Origin of the sequence: Sphaerimonospora mesophila (assembly GCF_001417795.1) — a bacterium.
In the GTDB taxonomy this organism is placed as follows: domain Bacteria; phylum Actinomycetota; class Actinomycetes; order Streptosporangiales; family Streptosporangiaceae; genus Sphaerimonospora; species Sphaerimonospora mesophila.
Map to the genome: position 1 here is coordinate 231,524 of NZ_BCBX01000031.1, position 20,919 is coordinate 252,442.

The following is a 20,919-nucleotide window of genomic DNA, read 5'->3' on the forward strand; positions in this document are numbered from 1 at the left end:
GTGACCCTCGGCGATGGGCGATGAGGGAACCTTTCCCCGGCCCTCCTTGCGTTCCGGGTGAGCTGGTGACCGACTCGCTGAAGTCGAGGACGACGGTGACGCCGGCCCGTGCGCTGGACTCGTCGACGATGGGGACTTGTCTGATCACAGCGTCGCGGGCAGGCCCAGCCATGGTTTGTCGGTGGCGTCGAATCCGGTGAGCTCGGCGACCTTCCCGTCGACGATGTGCAGGACCGCGATGTTCAACAAACGGTATTCCGGGTCGTCGGGGGTGCGGAGGTACAGCACGGCGGCAGGCATGCGGTTGACCGTCGTGACGATGCAGCGCCAGTCGTCGTAGCCGCGCTGGAAGAGCCCACCGGAGACCCAGCCGTCCACCGCGTCCTTGGCCGTGACGATCAAGGTGCCCGGCTCGGGCAGCATCGCGAAGCGCAGGTCGTCGCGCAGCAGGGCCATCAGCCCGTTGAGGTCGTTGCGCTCATGGGCGTCCATATACGACTTCACCACGCCGCGCTCGTCATCGGACAGCTCGTGCGTGGCAGGGCTCCGCCAGTCGAGACGGCGGTCGGGCAGCTGCTCGCGCATCGTCACGCGCGCCCGCTGCAGTGCGCTGGTCACCGATGCGACGGTCAGCTCGAGGGCGTTGGCGGCCTTCGACGCCGGCCAGCCGAGGACGTCGCGCAAGATGAACACCGCCCGCTGCCGCGGCGGCAGGTGCTGGACGGCGACGATGAACGCCAGCTCGATCGTCTCCCGCGCCACCACCGAATCCTGCGGGTCCTCCGGGAGCATCCGGTCCGGGTAGGGCTGCAGGTAGCGCACTTCCGAGCCCGCGCCCGGCAGTTCGGCAGGCACGGGTGTGCGGTCGTTGCGCTTCTCCAGGAAGTCGAGGCAGGCGTTCGTCGCGATCCGGTACAGCCAGGTCCGCAGCGCAGCGTGGCCCTTGAACGACTCCCGCTTGTTCCACGCCCGCAGGAACGTCTCCTGCGTCATGTCCTGGGCGTCGTCGTAGTTCGAGAGCATCCGGTAGCAGTGCACCTGCAGCTCACGCCGGTAGCGCTCCGTGAGGAGCGCGAACTGTGCTGTGTCATGTGAGCGGGCCGCCGCGATGAACGCGGCCTCGTCGTCGCCCAGCAGTCTGGCGTCGGTCATGGTCGTCAATCCTTCCGCGGGTGGCGAGGGGCTACCGGAACTGACGACGTGGCGGAGGATTTCTGAGCGGTGAAGCCGCTGACACCGGGCCGTTCGTCAGGCCGGATGGGTCGGGTCGATCCAGGGGACGTGTTCGGGTCGGGCACACCCTCGATGCCGAGGTGGGGTCCCCGTGGTACTGGGGACCGTGGTCGGCGGACGCGCTCGCCGGTTCCGGCGTCGGTGAGAACGGTGGCGTACCGGTGGCGGCGCTTGAGAGCGAGGCCATCGACCCCGAGCACGCGAGGAACCCGCTGGGGCGGCAGCGGCGACCGCAGGAGCAGCCGCAGCGCCGTGGATTTCGATACCGCGACGTCGAGCGCTCGTCCGGCCCGGGAGCGGGACAGAGCCGTTGCTCGTACGGTCCCGGACCGGTCAGGGGAGAAGGCTCAGAGTCTTGTCTCTTCCCGCGTGTCGAAAGCGCCACGCGCGCGTTCGATCGCGGGCATGTGCTCCGAGGCCCACGCCAGCAATACGTCAATGGGCTGCCGCAGGGTCTTGCCTAGCGGCGTGATCCGGTACCTGACCGCCACCGGACGCGTGGAGACAACCTCGCGTTCGATCACCCCGTTGCGCTCAAGTCGGCGAAGGGTAGCGGTCAGCGACTTCTGCGTGACCGCGGGAATGGCCCGGCGGAGCTCGTTGAAGCGGCAGGGGCGTTCGCAGAGCTCGTTGAGTACGCCGAGGGACCACTTGTCGAGCACCTGATCGAGGAGCTCGCGGTGCGGGACGTCGATGCGGAGTTCGCCGTCGGTATCCATGGTGAAACCTAGTCTCGTTGAAGTGTCCTTCCGATAGTAGATATCTTACGGATACCTACTTCGAGAAGGAGAAACGGCCATGACCGTCCAGCACTTCACGCCGGAAGGCATGATGCAGCCCACCCCCTACCACCATGTGGCCGTCGGCAAGGGCACGACTCAGGTACATGTCAGCGGGCAGGTCGCCCGCCAGGCCGACGGAACACCGGTGGCCCCCGGCGATCTTGCCGGGCAGGTGGCCCAGGCCCTGCGGAACACCGCCCTCGGCCTGGCGGGCGCGGGCGCCTCGTTCGCGGACGTGCTGCGCCTGACGTTCTACGTGACCCAGTGGAGCCCGGAGAAGATCGGCGACTTCATGGCCGGAGTAGAGGCCGTCGCCGAAGAGATCGGCCTCCAGCTTCCCATGCCGCCGGCCAGCCTCATCGGTGTCGACCACCTCTTCGAGCCGGATGTGCTCGTCGAGGTCGAGGCGACCGCACTGCTCGACTGATTCGGTGCACATGAACCGGGTCGCCGCCGATGTGCGGGGTGAAAGGCGAGCGAGCGAAGGTTGCCGTGCTGAACCGTACGAGGTTCGCGCTGCACAGGGACCTCAGGGCTCCGGCGTTCTCGCGCTGGGTGCATGCCGCGTCGGTGATCACGACGAAAGCCGCGGCACTATGATCAACAGGAGGTCGACGGCGAGGTCGACCATCGGCCGGTCGGGAGCCGGACCCGGGCCCGCCACTGCGATAACCGCGCCGGGGCATGCGGATTCGCTGTTGGAGGACGAGCTGTGTCGACCATTGTGATCGTGGGGGCCGGGCCGCAACTTGGGTTCGCCATCGGTGCGAAGTTCGCCGAGAAGGGCGGCTTCAACGTGGCGCTCGTGGCGCGACGCGAATCGCAACTCGCGGCCATGGTCGACAGGTTCCGGAGTGCAGGGGTGTCGGCTGCCGCTTTCGCGGCCGATGTCACTGATCGCCCGAATCTCGAAAAGGCGCTGGCGGCCGCGGAGGAGCACTTCGGGTCCATTGACGTCCTGGAGTACTCACCTGCCCCGACGCTGTCGGACCTGGCGGACCGGCCGCTCGTCTCCGCGGTCGATCTCACCGTCGAGGCGGTTCTGCCCGAGCTCGAGACCTACTTCTTCGGCGCGGTCGCCGCTGTTCGCCAGGTGCTTCCCGGCATGATCGACCGTGGTGCCGGCACCATCATCGGTACGAGCGGTGCCGGATCGGGCCCGATGGTCGTCCCGCAGGTCGCCAACGCGAACGTCGCGAACGCTGCCATGCGCAACTGGCTCCTCGCGCTGAACGAGTCCGTCGCCGACCGGGGAGTGCACGTCGCGCACATCGCCCTGGGCGCGAGAATCGGAAGTGGCCGGCCGAACTCGGAGCCGGACGTGATCGCCGACCTCTACTGGAAGGCCCACGTCGAGCGCGACACCCCCGAGATCTTCCACCACGACCTGCCCGAAGAGTCCGATTTCCAGCTCGCCGACAAGTTCAGGGTCGACTGAGCCCGGCTCCGGGAAGGTCACGACGGTCGCCGATGCGCTCCGCAGGACGCAACTCGGCGTGCCCACAGCCAATGACGCCGTGCTCCTGGCGCAAGCGGCGCAGCTGGGCGAACGTGAGCGGTGCCCGCCGCGGATCGCCAGGACGCGCGAGCCGGTGGTCCACCGCCGGCAGCGGCGTGCCGCTCGCCGCGACGTCGGCCGTGTAGGGCGCTGAACAGAGCGGGGGCGCCCCGGCCGGAAGGGCCGGGACACCCCCGCTTGCGTCGGCTCTGCATCGGCCGAGTCTGACTGGGTCAGCCTGCGAGCTGCTTCTGCAGGGTCTCGGCGTCGTGGACGGCCGACATGTGCAGGAACTTCCCGTCGCGGACCCGGTAGATGGCGTACTCGACGATCTCGATCGACTTGCCGGTGGGAGCGACCCCGAGCCACTCCTTGGCGGGGGTGCCGGTGTTGATCGCACGGACGGCGATGCTGTCGCCGTTGATGGCGAGCTCCTGGACCTCCCAGTGGAAGTCGGGGACCGCGTCGACGATGCTGTTCAACTGCGCGACGAGAGCCGCGCGGGAGCTCGGCTCACTGTGCATGACGATGGATTCGTGGACGAACTCGTCCATGCGGTCGAATTCGCGCGCGTTGAGCGCCTCGACGTAGCTCTTGTAGAAGTCGCGCAGGTTGGTGTCGGACATGATTTCTTTCCCTTTCTGTGGGCCCCGGATCTGGGGCGCGTTCTGTGGGCCCCGGATCTGGGGCGGGACCGAGCGGCGTCTCGTCGGAAGACGCACCCGTGGAGGGTCTGGCCGCGCGGTGCTGTCGTGCTGTGGGTTCAGGCGGTGTGGAGGGCTGCGCGGAGTGTGGCGGTGGCCTGGGTGATGGCGGCTTCGGCGGCCTGGGTGCCGCGGAGGGCGTTGAGCATGACGAAGTCGTGGATGATGCCCTGGTAGCGGGTGGCGGTGACGGGGACGCCGGCGGCGCGGAGCTTGTTGGCGTAGGCCTCGCCCTCGTCGCGCAGGACGTCCGCCTCTGCGGTGATGATCAGTGCCGGTGGCAGGCCGGTGAGCTGCTCGGTGGTGGCGCGCAACGGGGATGCGGTGATCTCGGCTCGCTGTGCGGGGTCGGTGGTGTACTGGTCCCAGAACCACTGCATGCCGTCGCGGCGCAGGAAGTAGCCCTCGGCGAACCGGTGGTAGGAGCCGGTGTCGAAGTTCGCGTCGGTGACCGGGTAGAACAACACCTGCTGCACCAGCGGGACGTCGCCGCGTTCCTTGGCCATCAGGGTCAGGGCGGCGCTCATGTTGCCGCCCACGGAGTCACCCGCGACCGCGATGCGCGAGGCGTCCAGGTCGTGGTTCGCGCCTTCGCGCACGACCCACTGGGCGACGGTGTAGTTCTGCTCGATGGCGATGGGGTAGCGGGCCTCGGGGGAAAGGTCGTACTCGGGGAAGACGACGGCGGCGTTCACGCCGGTGGCGAGCTCGCGGACCAGGCGGTCGTGGGTGTGGGCGTTGCCGAACACCCAGCCGGCGCCGTGGATGTAGAGGATGACGGGCAGGGGCCCGGTGGCGCCGGGCGGGCGATACGGGCCCGGACACTCCCCGTCGGGCCGCCGGAGACGGTGATCCACTCCTCGTCGACCTGCGGCTTGTCGATCTCACCGGACTGCACCTCGTCGACCGTCTTGCGGCCCTCGACGGGGCCCAGGTCGAACAGGTAGGGCGGATCGGCGGTGGCTGCGGCGAACTCCGCGGCGGCGGTTTCCAGAACGGGGGTCGTCGTGTGATCCGACATGACAAGACTCCTTGAAAGGGGTGGGATTTGACGGGTCGGCATCGGCTGGGTGCCGCCTGCCGTGGCGGGCCGCGATGCCTCGATGCGGTTTCGGTAAGCCGAAACGGTGTCAGCGACGTTGCTCCGCCTGCGGATCGCCTACCGGGCCTGTGCAGGCTCGAAAGCTGAGAGGTCGCGTTCGGTTCCCCCGGCCGGGCACTCGGGTCCGGCCGGTGTCAGTTCTTGATGAAGTCGAGGAGGTCGGCGTTGATGGTCTCGGCGTTCACGGTGCACATGCCGTGCGACAGCCCCGGGTAGACCTTCAAGCTGGCGTTCTTGACCAGCGTGACCGCCACCTCGGCGGAGCAGGCGATCGGAACGATCTGATCGTCGTCGCCGTGCATGATGAGCGTGGGCACGTCGATCGCCCGGAGGTCGTCGGTGAAGTCGGTCTCAGAGAACGCCTTGATCCCTTCGTAGTGCGCCTGTACGCCACCGGCCATCCCCTGACGCCACCAGTTCCAGATGACACCCTGGGACGCGTCCGCGCCCGGACGGTTGAACCCGTAGAACGGCCCGGAGGCGATGTCGAGGTAGAACTGGGAGCGGTCGGTGGCCACGGCTTCGCGGAAGCCGTCGAAGACCTCGATCGGCACCCCTCCCGGATTCGATTCTGTTTGGACCAGGAGCGGCGGGACCGCTCCGATGAGGACGGCCTTGGCGACCCGTCCGGCGCCGTGCCCGGCAACGTACCGGGCGACCTCTCCACCGCCGGTGGAGTGGCCGACGTGGACGACGTCGCGCAGGCCGAGGTGCGCCACCACGGCAGCGGCGTCCGCCGAGTAGTGATCCATGTCGTGCCCGTGGCCGACCTGGGCGGAGCGCCCGTGCCCCCGGCGGTCGTGGGCGATGACGCGGTAGCCCCGCTGGACGAGGAACAACAGTTGGGCGTCCCACTCGTCCGAGCTCAGCGGCCAGCCGTGGTGGAACATGATGGGCCGGCCCGAGCCCCAGTCCTTGTAGAAGATCCCGGTTCCGTCGCCGGTGGTGACGAACGGCATGGTCTGCTCCTTGTGGTCCCGCCCGAGTGCCGGGCGGATTCGATGTCTCCACAAGAGTGGCTCAGCGACCATGCCGACGGCCTCCGTCAGCTGACTGACATCCGACCGGCTCCGTCAGGTGACTGACATCCGGTCGGCCGCGTCAGGTGACTGACATCCGGCCGACGGAGTGCTTACGTCAGACCCTGAGAGGTGCTGCGGCCGTCACGCCTCGTCGGCCGGCGGCTCCGGGGGCAACGCGTCCAGAGCGTCGCGGAGCTCGGCGCGTGAGGTGATGCCCAGCTTCGGGAACACGCGGTAGAGATGTGACGACACCGTCCGCGGCGACAGGAACAGACGCAATGCGATCTGCGGGTTCGACAGCCCCGACGCCGCCAGCCTGGCGACCTCCAGTTCCTGCGGGGTGAGGGCCTCTCCCGCCTTGCCCCGGGCGGTCCGCGTCATCCCGGTGGCCCGGAGTTCCGCCGCTGCCCGGGCCTCCCACGGGCGGGCCCCGAGCTCCTCGAAACGTCTGCGGGCGGCAGTCAACTGCGTCCGGGACTCGCGGTTGAGTCCTTGGCGGCGCAGCGCCTCGCCGTATGACAGATGAACACGGCCGACCTCGAACGGCCACTGTTCGGCGCCCGGTAGTTCGAGGGCCTCCTCGAAGCGCTGGGCCATGTCCTCGGGAGCCGAGGTCATCGCCGTGACCGTGGCCACCGTCAGCGCCATTCGCGACGACAGGCGGGCGATGCCGGAGCCGCGGATCGCTTCGGCGTGCCGTATCGCTTCCGCGTGCCGCCCGGTCCGCAGGGCGGCTTCGACGAGGTCGGGTGCGGACAACTCCACATCGGGGTTGAAGGGCGGCAGCACACCGGGCGCACAGATCACCGTGGCGTGCCGGTAGGCCGTCTCGAAGTCGGCGGCGCCGACGGCCGCCCGGGCCGCCGCCTGGTGGGCGTGGTTCACCAGCCGCCGCAGGTGCCTGGGCCCCGACCAGTCCCAGATGTTCCGGCAGTGCTCGTGGCACACGTCGAGGTCGCCGCGCTGCGCCGCGGCCATCGCGGAAACGTAGTGCCCCACCTGAGCGAACAAGTGGTATCCCGTCTCCTCGCACAGCGCGATGAGTTCGGCCGCGGCGTCGGCCGACGCCTGCCACCGGCTGGCGTACATGTCGTCGACGGCGATGAAGATCAGGCCAGGCATGCTCGCCCCCACCGCTCCGCCGTCGCGGATGACCCGTAACACGGCCTCGCGACAGCCCGGGAGCCGATCGAAGTACTCGGCCACCAGGGCGGTGCGGATGACCACGTCGGCGTCGGTCTGGCCCTTCAGCCGGGAGATCTCCTCGTCCAGGCGGCGCAGCAGGTCGTCGGTGACGGAGCCGAGGTCGTGGTGGATGCGCCCCAGTGACGCCGCGGCGGCCGGCGGTGCTTCGGGAAGCCGGGCGAGCACGTCGACCAGAGGTTGCCAGTGCTCCTGCCGGCCCGAGAACTGGGTGGCGAGCGTGAGGGTGAAGAGCGCGGTCTCCAGCTCGCCGTGTGGCGGGTCGTACGGGGCCGGGGCCTGCTCGATCGCCTTCATCAGGAGCGTGTGGGCCGTGTCGGCGTCACCCTCCGTGACCAGCACCAGGAAGCCGGCGGCCGCGGCCGCCGAGAGCGACCGGGCCGCCGGATCGCCCTGCACCTCGCGCATGATCTCGTGCGAGACCTCCAGGTAGCCCGCGACCCAGGCGGCGATGTACGCGGCCCGCGACAGGCGGCGCCTGCGGTCCGCCCGGTCGGGACTCAGCTCGGCCGCGCGCCGCAGCCTCGCGACCGCGCCGTCGGCGTCGCCGCGCCGCAGGCTGCTCTCGGCCGCCGACTCGATCACGGCGGCGACCGCCTCGTCGGGCACGGTCGTGGCTCTCGCGAGGTGGTCACCGCGGCGCTCGGGCTGGTCCACCAGCACGTCGGCCAGCCGGCGGTGGGCGCTGCGCCGCTGCTCGCCGGTGGAGCCGTCGACCACCGCGGACCGGACCAGCGGATGCCGGAAGCGCACGGCGCGGCCGTTCTCCGCGACCATGACCAGGTGGTCGCGCTCCGCCGGAGCGAGTCCCTCGAGGCCGCCCGGCCCACAGGCCGTCTCGAGGACGCCGATGTCGCCGGAGCCTTCGAGAGCCGCGAGCAGCAGCAGGTCGCGCGTTCTCGGCGGCAGCCGTTCGACGCGGGCGCCGAACAGAGCGCGGACGTCTCGCCCCGGGCCGCTCGGCCACCCCGCGCCGTCCCGGTCGCCGGACACACTGGTGGACCCGGCGAACTCGAGCAGGGCGAGGGGATTTCCCTGCGCTTCTCGCGCCACGCTGGAAAGGACTCGGCGGGGGAGGTGAGCGAAGCGCCGGGACAGCAGTCGCAGTGCGTCCGCGTCGTTGAGCGGCGTGACCTCGATCTCTGTCAGGCCGGTGGACGGGAAGGGTTCGCCGGACTCCGGTCGCCGGGCTCCGAGCAGCCCGATGCGGCGACCGGCCAGTCTTCTGGCGACGAATCCCACCGCGGACCGGCTCGCGTGGTCGACGACATGGAGATCGTCGACCACGAGGAGCAGCGGCTGCTCCTTCGCGGCCTCTTCGAACAGCGAAAGTGCCGCGTTCATGACGGCGATCGGTTTCGGCGCGGGACCGGCACCGAGACCGAGCGCGACCTCGAGGGCCTCCCGTATGGGAGACGGCAGACGACCGAGCTCGTGCGGCAGTGAGGCGACGAGCTGGTGGAGCCCCGCGAAGCTGATGTCCGTCTCGTACTCGACGCCGCTCCCGCGGATGACCCGGGCTCCCTTCGTGACCGCCAGCTCGGCGGTCGCGTCGAGGAGCGCCGTCTTCCCCACACCCGGCTCACCGGTGAGCAGGACGGTGGCTCCGTCCGTCGCAGCCTTGTCCAGGAACATCGTGAGCTCGGCGAGCTCCCGGTCTCGGCCCACCAGCCCGATCGGGTCGAAGCCCACGCCTATCACTGATTCCGCCCGTCTCGCATCCGCTGTGTCACTCCTCCTGCCGCGCGAAGCAGTCGAACGACCAGCAACGCATTCGGCCAGAAAGTATCTCACCGGCGGGCGGCATGATCGAGGAGACTCTGCCGCGAGCTGGTCCGACGCCCGGGTCCGTCCGATGAGTGATCTTGTGGTCGGCGGGAGTCCTGCGCTCTCGGCGATCCTGGGGCGAGTCGGGCGACCGCTCCTGTTTAAAGGGCGGTCCACAGATCTCCGTCCGGGCCGGCGGCGATGCCGTGGGGGTTCCGACGGGAGCGCGGCGATCGGCGATGGCGGCGCACCGGCTCGGCGGGCTGTGTCATGGGCACGTTGTGGTTGGCCGCGATCTCGATCAGCTCACGGCCCGGAGCGGCATCGGCCACGACCAGCACCTCGTCGCGGCGCTGGGCGTATAAGCCCCGGTCGGGCAGCACGAACGTGATCGGGCATGCCCGCCGCCGTTCCAAGCCGCCGGGCCGCGCATCGCCGTCAAGCGCGCCCGCGACCCCAATCGTTTGAGGAGGAAGAGCCCCGGCACACCGGGACTCTGGGTGAGCCGAGGCTTCGATGCACCGGGCGGCCCGACCGGCCGAGGCGCGCCGGTGAGCGTAGGTGTCACCGGGGGGTTTGACCTTGACCTTGGGTCAGGGTGCACGCTGAACAGGTGGCCGACTTCAACTCCTCCTGGGCAGGCATGGTGCCGGTGGACGACACCGCGCTGGCGGTGACCGACACCGGCGGGCCCGGCCCTTCCGTGGTCTACCTCAACGGCCAGTTCGCCAGTCAGCGGTACTGGCGGCGCGTCATCGCCGAACTCGGCGGCGGCTACCGGCACATCACCTACGACATGCGGGCCCGTGGTCGATCGGGTCGTTCGGCTGCGGCCGCCTCGTTCGAGGCGCACGTCCGTGACGTCGGCGCCGTCCTCACGGCCAGGGGCGTGGACCGGCCGCTTCTGGTCGGCTGGTCCTATGGCGCGCCGGTCGCGCTGCACTGGGCCGTCCGGAATCCGGAACGCGTCCTGGGAGTGGTGTCCGTGGACGGCGCGTACCCGTACGACTTCGCCTATGCCGAGGAGCGGATCCGGCGGCTGTGGCGCCGGTCGCGCTGGCTGCTGCCATTGCTCTCCACGATGGGCATGGCCGGGAAGATGTCCGCCGAGCAGCACGCCAAGAGCAACATCGAGCTCAACGAGATCTACGCCGCCCTCGACCCGGTCTTCGACAGTGTGACCTTCCCGGTCCGGTACGTGGTCGCCACTGGCGCCAACCTCGGAGGCGGCCGTGATGAAATGGAAAGCATGCGCGCCAGCCTCGACCCGGTGCTCGCCCGCAACCCGAACATCAAGGTGAGCGCGAAGGTCGCCGGTAACCACGGCAACATGCTGCGCAAGGACTTCCGTGCCGTCGCCGACGCGGTTCGCGAGCTCGCCGGCACCGCACGGTCGCGAGGTCGGCAGAACAGATGACGGACGGTGTCACGATCGGCCAGGCGGCGGCCTTCGCCGACGTCACCGTGAAGGCCATACGGCACTACCACAAGCACGGGCTGATGGACGAACCCCGCCGGGACGGCTCCGGTTACCGCCGCTACGGATCGGCCGATCTGCTGCGACTGATCCAGATCCGGACGCTGGCCGCCGCCGGCGTACCGCTGGCCGAGATCCGGGCGATCCTCGACGCCGATCCTGACCGGTTCGCCGCCGCGCTCGTCGACGTCGAACGACGCCTCACCGAACGGATCGACGATCTGATCGCGCGGCGTGACATGCTGCGCCGGCTCACCACCGGCGACCGGGCCCTGCTGCCCGACCGCGTTCTCGTGAAGCTGGACCGGGTGGCCGCCGATCTCGGCTTCACCCCGGACGATGTGATGATGGCCCGCGAGGGTCTGGTGCTGATCAGGGCCCTGGTGCCGGAGGGCTTCGACGACTATGTCGCCAAGGTCGAGCGCGCCCTCGACGATCCTCACTATCTCTCCCTGGTCAAGCGCATGTGGCATGCCGCCGAGTGGGAGCCGGACGACCCACGGGTCGACGAACTCGCCACAGCCATGGCCGACCACTTTCTCGCCCATCCGGAACTGCTGCCCATCCCGGCCGGACTCCGCGCCCGCACCGACGCCGCGATTCGGTACAGCCTGCTCAGCCATCACGGACAAGAGCAGAAGCCGGCCTGGACCCGGCTGGCGGCGCTGTTCGAGGCGAGAATGCGCGCGGCCGGCATCGACATCGCGTAGCAGACTCCACCTGACCGAGCCCTGCGGCCATGTCCCCGGCTCGTCGGACCCCTCCAAGGTGGAGAGTGACGTCAAGCAGAGATGATCGCCCTGCCATCGGCTTGGTAAGGTCAGCGGCATGTCTGGTGCTTCGAGCGCGGCCGCTGCCGCCGCAGTGACGAGGACGCTCCGCTAGCGGCGGGGCGTTCGTCTCACCTTCTGTTGAACGTTCTGCCGCTTCGTGATCGGACCGGAGCGGCATGTTCGTGCTGCTCGGAACTTCCCTCTTCTGAGCAACGGAGCACTCGGTGTTCTCAGGCGTTCTTTCTTCGCGCCGGGACGGATCGTCCCCGGCGCGTGCGTGGCTGGTGCTGTACTGCATGGCCACGCTGCAGTTCTTCATCGCGGTCGACGTGACCGTGGTCAACGTCGCCCTGCCCTCGATCGGCGGCGACTTCGGCGTCGACGGTCACGCGCTGACCTGGGTCGTGGTCGGGTACACGATCACCGGGGGCGGACTGCTGATGCTCGGCGGCCGGCTGGGTGACCTCCTCGGCAGGCGCCGCGTCCTCCTGCTCGGCGTAACGCTCTTCGGCGCCGCGTCCGTGCTGGCCGGGCTCGCACCATCCTTCGCCCTGCTGGTGGCGGCCCGGCTGCTGCAGGGTGCCGGTGAAGCGATCGCGCTTCCGGCGGCGATGGCGGTGATCGTGCTCATGTTTCCCGAGGGGTCGCGCAGGTCGCGGGCGCTGAGCGTGTGGGCGGCCGTCGCGAGCTGTGGCCTTGTCCTCGGGTTCGTGGTCTCCGGGATCATCACCGAGCTGCTGGGCTGGCGGTGGATCTTCCTGGTGTCCGTGCCTTTCATCCTGGTGGTGCTCGCCGCCGTGGTCTTTCTCGTGCCGAGTGAACGGCCTGCCGAGCGCACACCGCTGGACCTTCCCGGGGCGCTTCTGCTGACCGCGGCCCCGCTGCTGTTCACCTTCGGGGTCGTCGAGGCAGGAGAGACGAACGGCACACTGCCGTGGCCGTCGCCGGTGGCGTTGGTCGGCGCGGTAGCGGCGGGGGCCCTGTTCATCAGGGTCGAGCGCCGTTCGCGGAACCCACTGGTGCCGCTGCGGTTCTTCCGCAACCGGCCGCGCGTCCTGGCCAACCTTGCCACCGCTCTGCTGAGCGCGGCACTGTCCACCTCGTTCCTGCTGTTCACCTACTACTTGCAGGAGCGTTCGGGCGTCAGCCCGCTCCAGGCCGGTCTGACGATGTCGCCTCTGGCGGTGTCCCTGATCGTGGCCTCGGTGCTGGTTCCCCGGCTGCTCGGTCGGTGGGGCGCGCGGGCCTGTGTCCTGGCCGGCATCGGCTTGACCATGACGGCCATGGTCGCCATCGCGCTGGTCGCCTACCTCGGGGCCACCGGTCTGGCGATGATTCCGGCCATGGTGCTCATCGCCGCCGGGATGGGGTTCGGGATCGTCGGGCTGCAGTACGTCGCGGTGACCGGGGTGACCGAAGACGACGCCGGCATCGCTTCCGGTGTGCAACGAGCCGCCGACCAGCTGGGCGGCTCCACCGGGATCACGATTTACGTCGGCATCGGGTTCGCCCCCGCCGTGAACGGCACCGATCCGTTTCTCGCCAGTAGCTCCCTGGCCATCGCCGGGCTCGCCACGGCCGGATTCATCGCCTGGCGGATCTCCATGCCCGTCGAGGCGATGGAGGAGCCCCTCAGATGACCCCGGGACACCCGGCTCGACTCTCCGCGCAACCGACCGCGGTCTTGGCATCGAGCCCGCCCTGGCCGCTGATCACGGCGTCGCGGAGCGACCCGCCTCTGCGGCGACGTCGTGCTCCTCGACCCACGTGCAGCCGCTGCCCGGGCTTCCGGAGATCTGGATGACCGTGTCCAGACGGTCACGGGTACGGGTCAACGCGGCGATCCGGGCATCGATGCGATCGCGCTCGGCGGCGAGCCGGGCACGCGAGGCCGGAGTGCTGACCTTGGCCTCGACGTAGGGCAGCAGTTCGGCGATGGTCCGGCTGGACAGGCCGGCCGCGTACAGCATCTGGATCAGATGGACCCGGTCAGCCGCCGACTCGGGGTAGTGGCGCTGCCCCGAGTCGCTCCGGCGGGGCGCTGCGGCGTGATCAGAGCGAGACGGCGCTGACACCGCCGCAGCGTCGCCGGCGCAGGCCGGCCCGATGACGAATCCGTACGGGTTCACCAGCTGATTCTCGCCGCCACCGGCAGATGGTCGCTGCCGGTGGCCGGCAGCACCCACGAGCTCTCCGGCTCCACGCCGCGTACGAGGATCTGGTCGATCCGCACCACCGGGAACCTCGCCGGCCAGCTGAAGCCGAAGCCGTCCCCGGCCACGTCCTGGGCCGAGCGCAGTTGCGAGGTGATGCCGGCGAACGCGCGGTCGCCCATGGTGCCGTTCAGGTCGCCGAGCAGCACCACCCGCTCGTTCTGCTCGGCGGCGATGGCCGTGCCGAGCGCCTGCGCGCCGCGGTCCCGCTGAGCCGTCCAGAAGCCCGTCCTGGGATTCACCCGTACGGACCCCAGGTGGGCCACGTACACCGCCAGCGGACCCTGGTCCGTGGCCACCGTGCTGCGCAGCGCCCGGTTGTAGGCCATCCTCGTGTCGACCGGCTTGGTGTCCCCCAGCGGCCCGTGGTCCATCCTGATGTCGACCGGCCGGATATCCGACAGCGGCAGCTTGCTCCACAGTCCGACCGTGCCCTGCACCGTGTGGTACGGATACGCCTTCGCCAGCCCTTTCTCGTACGTGCCACGGGTCTGCGCGGTCAGCTCCACCAGGGCCAGCACGTCCGCCCCGGAGGCGGCCAGGTCACGGGCGACGCCGGCCGGGTCGGGATTGTCGGCGTCGACGTTGTGGCCTGCCACGGTGAGGTCGCCGCCCGGGCGGGACTTGTCGCCGAGCAGCCCGCCGAAGAGGTTCAGCCACACCATGACCGGCAGCAGCAGCGCGACCACAGCGGAGGCGGAGCGGCGCCACAGCGCCCCGGCCGACAGCACCGGGACGAACAGGCCGAACCACGGCAGGAAGGTCTCCACCAGGCTGCCGAGGTTCCCGATCCGGTTCGGGATCTTCGCATGCAGCAGCATGAACAGGCCGAGCAGCAGCGCCAGCACCGCGAGCACCAGACCGCGCTTCCAGGGGCCCGGCCGGGAGGCGGCCCGTATCGGCCGGCGGACGCGCGCGCGCCAGGTCCTGGTGCCGGTGTCCCGGCGGCCGGCGCCGCCCTTTCCAACCTCCGTCGTGTCCACCGGCGTCATCGTCTGTCCTTGCTCACTTCCGGTCACTGCTGCATCCTCGGGTCCTGAACTGGGTCGCCATACATACGCGGACAACCACGATCGTGCCCGATGTCGACCGCATCACCCGACACGCCAGGCTGTGAGCCGCCCCGGCCGATCCCGAGCGGGCCGCCGGGCTCACCCCGGTCGGCTCGGCCGTGTGCGCCACGGATGATCCGGGTGAATTCCGGGGCGTGGGTGAAGACCGACCGGTGGTCGGCGTCGAGCCAGGATGTGGCGATGTGCGGCTGCTCACGGACAAGCCGCTCGATGCCGGCACTCCAGTTACGTCAGGGTCGAGCGGCGCGGCGACATGACGTCCGCGCATCCGCGCCCGCCCAGCACGCCGACAGATGACGGATCTTCGAATCGCTGGATGAGGCAGTACCATCGGCGCGTGAACTCCTACTGGCACGTCGTTCTGCCACCGCTGTGCGCCTGACCGGGCGCATACGCTGAGGGCTTGATCCGCGGCCCCGGCTGACCTGCACGGCGGCCAGGGGGCTGTGCCGTGCGCCCGTTTCGAATCCAGATCCCCAGACGGTATTCGACGACGGAAGTTCACGACTGTGCCGAATCACACCTCTTTGCCGGCTTCCACCCGCTCGGCGCCTGCCAAGCCGCGCGCCCACCGCACCGGCATCTGGAGCGGGCCGGTTCCCATCCTGACCGCCGCGGTGCTGTGGGGCACCACGGGGACCGCAAGCTCCCTTGCTCCGTCCGCGGCACCGGCGGCGGCCATCGGCTCCGCCGGCCTCGCCCTCGGCGGCCTGCTGCTGTTCCTTTCCACCCGGAGCGCCCGCTCGCTCCTCAGGAGATGCGGGCGCGGCGAGCGGTGGCTGCTCCTCCTCGGCGCGGTGGCGGTGGCCGGCTATCCGATCGGCTTCTATCCGGCCGTTGCCCGCACGGGGGTGGCGGTGGCCACCGTGATCGCGCTGGGCAGCGCGCCGGTCTTCGCCGGCCTGCTGGCCTGGCTCACGACGCGGGCCAGGCCGACCTCTCGCTGGGCCGGCGCAACCGTCCTGGCGGTCATCGGCTGCACCGTTCTGGTCCTGGGCCCTGAGCTCGTCGGCGGCACCGCGCCCATGGACGTCACCGGCGTGGCACTGGCCGCTCTCGCCGGGCTGTCCTATGCCGCCTACTCGCTCATCGGCGGGAAGCTCATCGCACGAGGGCATCCCTCCGGCGCGGTGATGGGGGCGATGTTCGGCGTGGCGGCGCTGCTGGTCCTGCCCGTCCTGCTGGGGAGCGGTACGCAGTGGCTGGTCACCCTTCGGGGCGCTGTGGTGGCGGCGCATCTCGCGGTGGTCACGACGTTCGTCGCCTACCGGCTCTTCGGGTACGGCCTGCGGCACACTGCCGCCCAAACGGCCACGACGCTGACTCTGGCGGAGCCCGCTGTCGCTGCGGTGCTGGGCGTCGTGGTCCTGGGCGAGCACCTGCCGGCGGTCTCCTGGTGCGGGCTGGCCGTACTCACTGTAGGCCTGGCCTTCCTCGCCGTCCCTCCCGGTGCCCGCCGTCGAACGCGTTGACCTCGGCAACGACAAGACCCTCCCAGGACCGGCCGGCCGGTGCTCAGCCCCGTTGGTGGTGCGTGAGCAGTTGAGCGAGCAGGCGGGTCAAGGTCTGCCTGTCCTCGGCCGGGAGAGGTCCGAGCAGGTCGTCCTGCACCTGGTCGAGCGCTCGGTCCATGCGTCGCAGTTGCCGACCACCCGCCGTGGTGAGGGTCACCATGTTGCGTCGCCGGTCGCCCGGATCCGGCGTGCGCTCGACGAAACCCTGCTCGGCCAGTTCGTTGATCGCCGCCACGACGTCGCTGCGGTCCATGTTGCACCGGCGACCCAGCTCGGCCTGACTGGCGACCCCGAACTCGTCCAGCGCGGCCAGGATCCGGTAGTGGTACCCACGCGCGCCCACCTCGCCGAAGCCGTCGGACGACAACCGGTGCGCGTGCACCGCCAGCTGGGTGAGCAGCCAGCTCGGCTTCGCGGTCAGGCGTGCGGGGGTCTCTTCCACGACAGACACCCTACAACGTTGGCGCATCCAATGAATGTCTGTATAGTTGGCAGCACCAATGTTGGAACCGCCAACGAAAGGGATGTCATGTCCACGGATACTCTGATCGCCGACCGCATCGAGATCGCCGACCTGTTCACCCGCCTCGCGCGTCTGCTCGACGAGAAGCGGTGGGAGGATGCCGGCACCGTCTATACCGACGATGTGACGGTGCACTCGCCGCGCGGGGGCGAACTCCACGGCATCGACAAGGTCATCGGCTTCCTGCGGCAGGCCGAGGTCGAGGGGCAGCACACCCAGCACACGAGCACCGACCTGCTGGTGGACGTCGACGGCGATCGGGCGGCCGCCTCGGCGAACTCGTTCGTGTACCACTACCGCGACGGCCAGGCGCCCCACTTCACAGGCGGCCTGCGTCAGTACACCACCGCGGTACGGACACCGGCGGGCTGGCGATTCCGCGAGATGCGGATCACGCCCGCCTGGACGCGCGAGCACTGATCTCCGCCCGGAAGCCGTGGACGCCACGGGCATGTGACACGCACCACCGACGAGCAAGTCGTCTCCTTCCCCGTCGGCGCCACGGCTCTTCGAGCGTGCTTCTTGTGACGAATCCGAAAAATCGTCGGCACCGCCATTGACGGCGACCGCACCGAACGTCCGCCCTCCGAACGTTCGGGCGCCGCATGAATCCCCTGGAGTCAAGACCATGATCAAGCCGTTCCGCATCGACATCTCCCAGGCCGACCTCGACGACCTGAACGACCGGCTCTCCCGCACCCGTTGGCCCAACGAGGTCGCCGACGCCGGGTGGGACTACGGCTTCCCGCTGGCGCGGCTCAAGGAACTGGCCGAATACTGGCGCACCGGCTACGACTGGCGTGAGCACGAGGCAGAGCTCAACGAGCTGCCGCACTTCACCACCGAGATCGACGGCCAGAACATCCACTTCGTCCACGTCCGGTCTTCGAAACCGGACGCGCTCGCGCTGATCCTCACCCACGGCTGGCCCGGCTCGTTCCTGGAGTTCCTCGACGTGATCGAGCCACTGTCACGCGACTTCCACCTGGTGATTCCGTCCATCCCGGGGTACGGCTTCTCCGGGCCGACCCACGAGCGCGGCTGGGACATCGTCCGCATCGCGCGGGCCTGGGCCGAGCTGATGCGCCGTCTCGGGTACGAACGCTACGGCGCGCAGGGGGGCGACTTCGGCTCGGGCATCTCAATGGCGCTCGGCGCGGTGGCACCCAAGCAGGTCGTCGGCGTGCACGTCAACTACCTGCCGACCCGGCCGATCCCGGACGGCGACATCGAGCTGTCCGAAACCGATGAAGCCCGGCTGGACAAGGTCAGGCAGCTGATGGCGAATCGTCCGCCGTACCAGGCTCTGCAGGCCACCACCCCGCAGACCATCGGCTACGCGCTGACCGACTCGCCGGTCGGCCAGCTGGCCTGGATCGCCGAGCGCTTCGCACAGTGGACGGATCCTCGCTCGCGGATCAGCGATGACCGGATGCTCACCGGCATCTCGCTGTACTGGCTGACCGCCACGGCGGCTTCCTCGGCGCGGCTGCACCGCGAGGCGCCACGGCGGATCGAGCCGTGTCCGGTACCGGTCGGCGTGGCGGTGTTCGCGCACGACATCACGCAGTCGGTGCGACCGCTGGCCGAGCGGCTGTACGACATCAGGCACTGGTCGGAGTTCGATCGCGGCGGCCACTTCGCCGCGATGGAAGTGCCGGAACTGCTCGCCGGGGACGTCCGGGACTTCTTCCTCACCCACACCGAGCACCGTTGAGGCTTTCGCCGGACGGCCCCCAGGGCGCCGCCAGGCTAACGTTGCCGCACGTGACCCACACCGAAATCGAGATCACCGCCGAGTTGGTCAGAGACCTGCTGCGAGACCAGCATCCTGACCTGGCCGATCGCCCTATACGTCTCGGCGCGCGTGGCTGGGACAACCAGCTGTGGCGGCTCGGCGACGACCTCGCCGTCCGGCTGCCCTGGGCGACGCCGACCGCGGACGCGCTTCTGCGTAAGGAGTACACCTGGTTGCCCGTCCTCGCCCCGCGCCTTCCTCTGCCGGTTCCCGTCCCACAGCGCATCGGAGAGCCCTCCGCTCTGTTTCCACGACCCTGGATCGTCACCACCTGGGTGCAGGGCGAGCCCGCCGATCGCGCCCCCGCCACACGCGCGGCAGAGGCGGCCGACGCCCTGGCCGCCTTCCTGACGGCTTTACACCAGCCCGCCCCCGGCCAGGCGCCCACCGGCCGGGGCCGCGGGGGGCCGCTGGCCGACCACTCCGAGGGGTTCGCCGAGCACCTCGCCTCGGCCACCGAGATGGGGCTCATCCCCGACCCGGACGCCGTCCGCGCGATCTGGGACGACGCCGCCGCCGCGCCCGATTGGGCAGGCCCGGCGCTATGGCTTCACGGCGACCTGCATCCGGCCAACATCCTCACCGCGGACGACACCATCTGCGGCGTGATCGACTTCGGCGACCTCTGCGCGGGCGACCCGGCCTGTGACCTCGCCGCCGCCTGGATGGTGCTGCCGGACGGCGCCGCCGACCGCTTCCATGACGCATACCGGCCGGCCCCGGACCCCGCGACCCTGCGCCGCGCACGCGGCTGGGCGGTGGGACGCGCCCTCAGCTGCGTCCTCATCGGAGAAGCCGGCGTCCGCGGCCGTCCGGGCGGCAAGGCCACGTGGGGCCCACCCGCCCACGCGGCACTGCGACGGCTCATCGCCACGGCAGCCTGGTGAACGACCGGGTCGAGCAGGCCGACCGGGCAAGGCGAGGCGGGGCGGGGCGGACTCCGGTCTCCCTCTCGGTACGGGGTGCACGATCGGCGACGTCGCCGACCCCGGCGATGTCGGGGGCGCCTGATGGAATTCGCGGGACTCCTGGCGGCTGATCGAGTCATCGTCACGCGGGCAGTTTCCCCGGGTCGTGGTCGTACAGCCAGCCGGTGGCCTGCTCATAGAAGCGGTTGAAGAAGAACGGCATCATGATCTCTCGGAACCGGGCCGTCAGCGGCCCCGCGATCTTGGCGTCCCGGTTGGCGGCCGCTGTCTTGGCCAGCTTGCCCGTACGGTCACGGCGGAGCCGGTCGAAGGCGGACAGGGCCGCGGGGACGGTCTCGGCCGCCGCGAGTTCACGGGCGAGTGCGACGGCATCCTCGATCGCCATCGAGGCGCCCTGCCCGGCGCCGACCGGGTGGGCCGCGTCGCCGATGAGGACGACGCGGTCGTCGTGGCGGCGGGTCACCGGGGGCAGCACGTGCAGCAGCGTGGCGGCGGCGACCGCCGAGGATGCGCGGAGCACGGCGAGTGGCGTCTTCTCCGTACGGAACGACTCAGTCAGCTCCGCCAGGCCGACGGCGGCCACATCCGGCGGCGGATCGGCCGCGGCGACCTGGGCCGACCACCACACGGTGCCGTCGGGAGCGGGCAGGTAGATGAAGGCCCCGCGGCGCGCGAAGACCATGTTGAAGCCCTGGGGCCGGTCGCCGGGCAGGCGCACGGGCCCGTCGGTCGCACCGGAGATCGAGTACAGACCGGCGTAACGCGGCCGGGGAGCCGCGGGGTCGACGGACCGGCGGGTGACCGACCAGATCCCGTCCGCGCCGACGACCAGGTCGGCGCCGCTGGTCAGCGGATCGTGAGAGTCACCGGAGAGCCGTCTGCCCACAACGATCCGGGCACCTGACCGCGTCGCCTCCTCCCGAAGTGCCTCCACCAGGTCGGCGCGCATCAGCGTCACGCTGTGGAGCGGATCGCGGGCCCGTCGCCCGCGAGGTACGTCGCCCAGCGGCCGGTCCCTCCCGGACCACATACGCTGCCGGTCCACCTGGAAGCCCGCCCGTTGAACCGCCTCCAGGCATCCGAGGGCGTCCAGGGCGCGCAGCCCGTTGACGGACAGGCTGACGAACGACCCGACCGGTCCGGCGGGATTCTCGTACGCCTCGTAGACCGTGACCTGAGCCCCGATCCGCGCGAGCGCGATCGCGCTCGCCGACCCGGCGACCCCGCCGCCGACCACCACAACCCGCACGACACGACCTCCTGAATCCGCATTCACCGAATCCTAATTCGGTGAAATTGAGTTCAGTA

At 70.0% G+C, this 20,919-nt stretch carries 21 protein-coding genes and 1 pseudogene; 9 read left to right on the forward strand and 13 right to left on the reverse strand.

Features of this window, described 5'->3' with window-relative positions; all coding sequences use genetic code 11:
- Window positions 1-144: 144 nt before the first annotated feature.
- The 3 genes and pseudogenes from AP234_RS05445 to AP234_RS05450 form a co-directional block, all read right to left on the reverse strand.
- Window positions 145-1,152, reverse strand: a complete 1,008-nt coding sequence (locus AP234_RS05445; protein ID WP_055478437.1) for an RNA polymerase subunit sigma-70 — start codon at window positions 1,150-1,152, stop codon at window positions 145-147.
- A gap of 197 nt (window positions 1,153-1,349) precedes the next feature.
- A pseudogene (locus AP234_RS38395) lies at window positions 1,350-1,529 on the reverse strand (ISL3 family transposase); the annotation flags it as partial.
- A gap of 51 nt (window positions 1,530-1,580) precedes the next feature.
- A complete protein-coding gene (locus tag AP234_RS05450; RefSeq protein WP_055478438.1) occupies window positions 1,581-1,952 on the reverse strand; it encodes a winged helix-turn-helix transcriptional regulator in 372 nt (123 codons plus the stop codon).
- Between the two features lie 79 nt (window positions 1,953-2,031).
- Between AP234_RS05450 and AP234_RS05455 the strand changes: the two genes are divergently transcribed.
- Together AP234_RS05455 and AP234_RS05460 are read left to right on the forward strand one after the other, a co-directional pair.
- The gene (locus tag AP234_RS05455) at window positions 2,032-2,442 is read left to right on the forward strand and encodes a RidA family protein (RefSeq protein WP_055478439.1); all 411 of its coding nucleotides are present in this window, start codon (window positions 2,032-2,034) and stop codon (window positions 2,440-2,442) included.
- A 285-nt stretch (window positions 2,443-2,727) separates the two neighbouring features.
- Entirely contained in the window at window positions 2,728-3,453 is a 726-nt protein-coding gene (locus tag AP234_RS05460) for an SDR family NAD(P)-dependent oxidoreductase (RefSeq protein ID WP_055478440.1), read from the forward strand.
- A 293-nt stretch (window positions 3,454-3,746) separates the two neighbouring features.
- Here the strand turns inward: AP234_RS05460 and AP234_RS05465 are convergent, their stop codons facing one another.
- From AP234_RS05465 to AP234_RS05485, 6 genes are all read right to left on the reverse strand, one after another.
- The gene (locus AP234_RS05465) at window positions 3,747-4,139 is read right to left on the reverse strand and encodes an ester cyclase (RefSeq protein ID WP_055478441.1); all 393 of its coding nucleotides are present in this window, start codon (window positions 4,137-4,139) and stop codon (window positions 3,747-3,749) included.
- A 137-nt stretch (window positions 4,140-4,276) separates the two neighbouring features.
- Window positions 4,277-5,002, reverse strand: coding sequence for an alpha/beta hydrolase (locus tag AP234_RS05470; RefSeq protein ID WP_431998253.1), 726 nt, complete (start codon window positions 5,000-5,002; stop codon window positions 4,277-4,279).
- Window positions 4,909-5,238, reverse strand: a complete 330-nt coding sequence (locus AP234_RS39400; protein WP_431998262.1) for a hypothetical protein — start codon at window positions 5,236-5,238, stop codon at window positions 4,909-4,911. Before AP234_RS39400 ends, AP234_RS05470 begins: the two co-directional genes overlap by 94 nt.
- A 215-nt stretch (window positions 5,239-5,453) precedes the next feature.
- Window positions 5,454-6,278 carry an alpha/beta fold hydrolase gene (locus AP234_RS05475; RefSeq protein ID WP_055478442.1) on the reverse strand — a complete coding sequence of 275 codons (825 nt, stop codon included), beginning with the start codon at window positions 6,276-6,278 and terminating at the stop codon, window positions 5,454-5,456.
- Window positions 6,279-6,482: 204 nt separating this feature from the next.
- Complete coding sequence (locus AP234_RS05480; protein WP_200926237.1) at window positions 6,483-9,236, reverse strand: ATP-binding protein; 2,754 nt, start codon at window positions 9,234-9,236, stop codon at window positions 6,483-6,485.
- 236 nt (window positions 9,237-9,472) lie between these two features.
- The gene (locus AP234_RS05485; protein ID WP_152990260.1) at window positions 9,473-9,694 is read right to left on the reverse strand and encodes a hypothetical protein; all 222 of its coding nucleotides are present in this window, start codon (window positions 9,692-9,694) and stop codon (window positions 9,473-9,475) included.
- 215 nt (window positions 9,695-9,909) lie between these two features.
- On the opposite strand from AP234_RS05485, the gene AP234_RS05490 reads away from it, so the two are divergent.
- From AP234_RS05490 to AP234_RS05500, 3 genes are all read left to right on the forward strand, one after another.
- Window positions 9,910-10,728 (forward strand): alpha/beta fold hydrolase, encoded by an 819-nt coding sequence (locus tag AP234_RS05490; protein WP_431998141.1) that lies wholly within the window; start codon window positions 9,910-9,912, stop codon window positions 10,726-10,728.
- Entirely contained in the window at window positions 10,725-11,498 is a 774-nt protein-coding gene (locus AP234_RS05495; protein WP_055478445.1) for a MerR family transcriptional regulator, read from the forward strand. Before AP234_RS05490 ends, AP234_RS05495 begins: the two co-directional genes overlap by 4 nt.
- A 287-nt stretch (window positions 11,499-11,785) precedes the next feature.
- Entirely contained in the window at window positions 11,786-13,201 is a 1,416-nt protein-coding gene (locus AP234_RS05500; protein WP_235557973.1) for an MFS transporter, read from the forward strand.
- A 72-nt stretch (window positions 13,202-13,273) separates the two neighbouring features.
- Here the strand turns inward: AP234_RS05500 and AP234_RS38400 are convergent, their stop codons facing one another.
- Together AP234_RS38400 and AP234_RS05510 are read right to left on the reverse strand one after the other, a co-directional pair.
- Entirely contained in the window at window positions 13,274-13,690 is a 417-nt protein-coding gene (locus AP234_RS38400) for a MerR family DNA-binding protein (protein ID WP_235557974.1), read from the reverse strand.
- Entirely contained in the window at window positions 13,687-14,766 is a 1,080-nt protein-coding gene (locus AP234_RS05510; RefSeq protein ID WP_055478446.1) for an endonuclease/exonuclease/phosphatase family protein, read from the reverse strand. The genes AP234_RS38400 and AP234_RS05510 overlap by 4 nt, the downstream gene beginning before the upstream one ends.
- A 590-nt stretch (window positions 14,767-15,356) precedes the next feature.
- Here AP234_RS05510 and AP234_RS05515 point away from each other — a divergent pair.
- Complete coding sequence (locus tag AP234_RS05515) at window positions 15,357-16,319, forward strand: EamA family transporter (RefSeq protein WP_055478447.1); 963 nt, start codon at window positions 15,357-15,359, stop codon at window positions 16,317-16,319.
- A gap of 43 nt (window positions 16,320-16,362) precedes the next feature.
- Here the strand turns inward: AP234_RS05515 and AP234_RS05520 are convergent, their stop codons facing one another.
- Window positions 16,363-16,803, reverse strand: coding sequence for a MarR family winged helix-turn-helix transcriptional regulator (locus AP234_RS05520; RefSeq protein ID WP_055478448.1), 441 nt, complete (start codon window positions 16,801-16,803; stop codon window positions 16,363-16,365).
- An 87-nt stretch (window positions 16,804-16,890) separates the two neighbouring features.
- Here AP234_RS05520 and AP234_RS05525 point away from each other — a divergent pair, with 87 nt between their 5' ends.
- The 3 genes from AP234_RS05525 (at window position 16,891) to AP234_RS05535 (ending at window position 19,569) form a co-directional block, all read left to right on the forward strand.
- Complete coding sequence (locus tag AP234_RS05525; RefSeq protein WP_055478449.1) at window positions 16,891-17,304, forward strand: nuclear transport factor 2 family protein; 414 nt, start codon at window positions 16,891-16,893, stop codon at window positions 17,302-17,304.
- A 208-nt stretch (window positions 17,305-17,512) separates the two neighbouring features.
- Window positions 17,513-18,601 (forward strand): epoxide hydrolase family protein, encoded by a 1,089-nt coding sequence (locus AP234_RS05530; RefSeq protein WP_055478450.1) that lies wholly within the window; start codon window positions 17,513-17,515, stop codon window positions 18,599-18,601.
- Window positions 18,602-18,651: 50 nt separating this feature from the next.
- Window positions 18,652-19,569 (forward strand): phosphotransferase, encoded by a 918-nt coding sequence (locus AP234_RS05535; protein ID WP_055478451.1) that lies wholly within the window; start codon window positions 18,652-18,654, stop codon window positions 19,567-19,569.
- Between the two features lie 163 nt (window positions 19,570-19,732).
- Here AP234_RS05535 and AP234_RS05540 read toward each other — a convergent pair whose 3' ends face one another.
- Window positions 19,733-20,860: an FAD-dependent monooxygenase gene (locus tag AP234_RS05540; RefSeq protein ID WP_055478452.1), complete on the reverse strand. Its 1,128-nt coding sequence runs from the start codon at window positions 20,858-20,860 to the stop codon at window positions 19,733-19,735.
- Window positions 20,861-20,919: the final 59 nt, after the last annotated feature.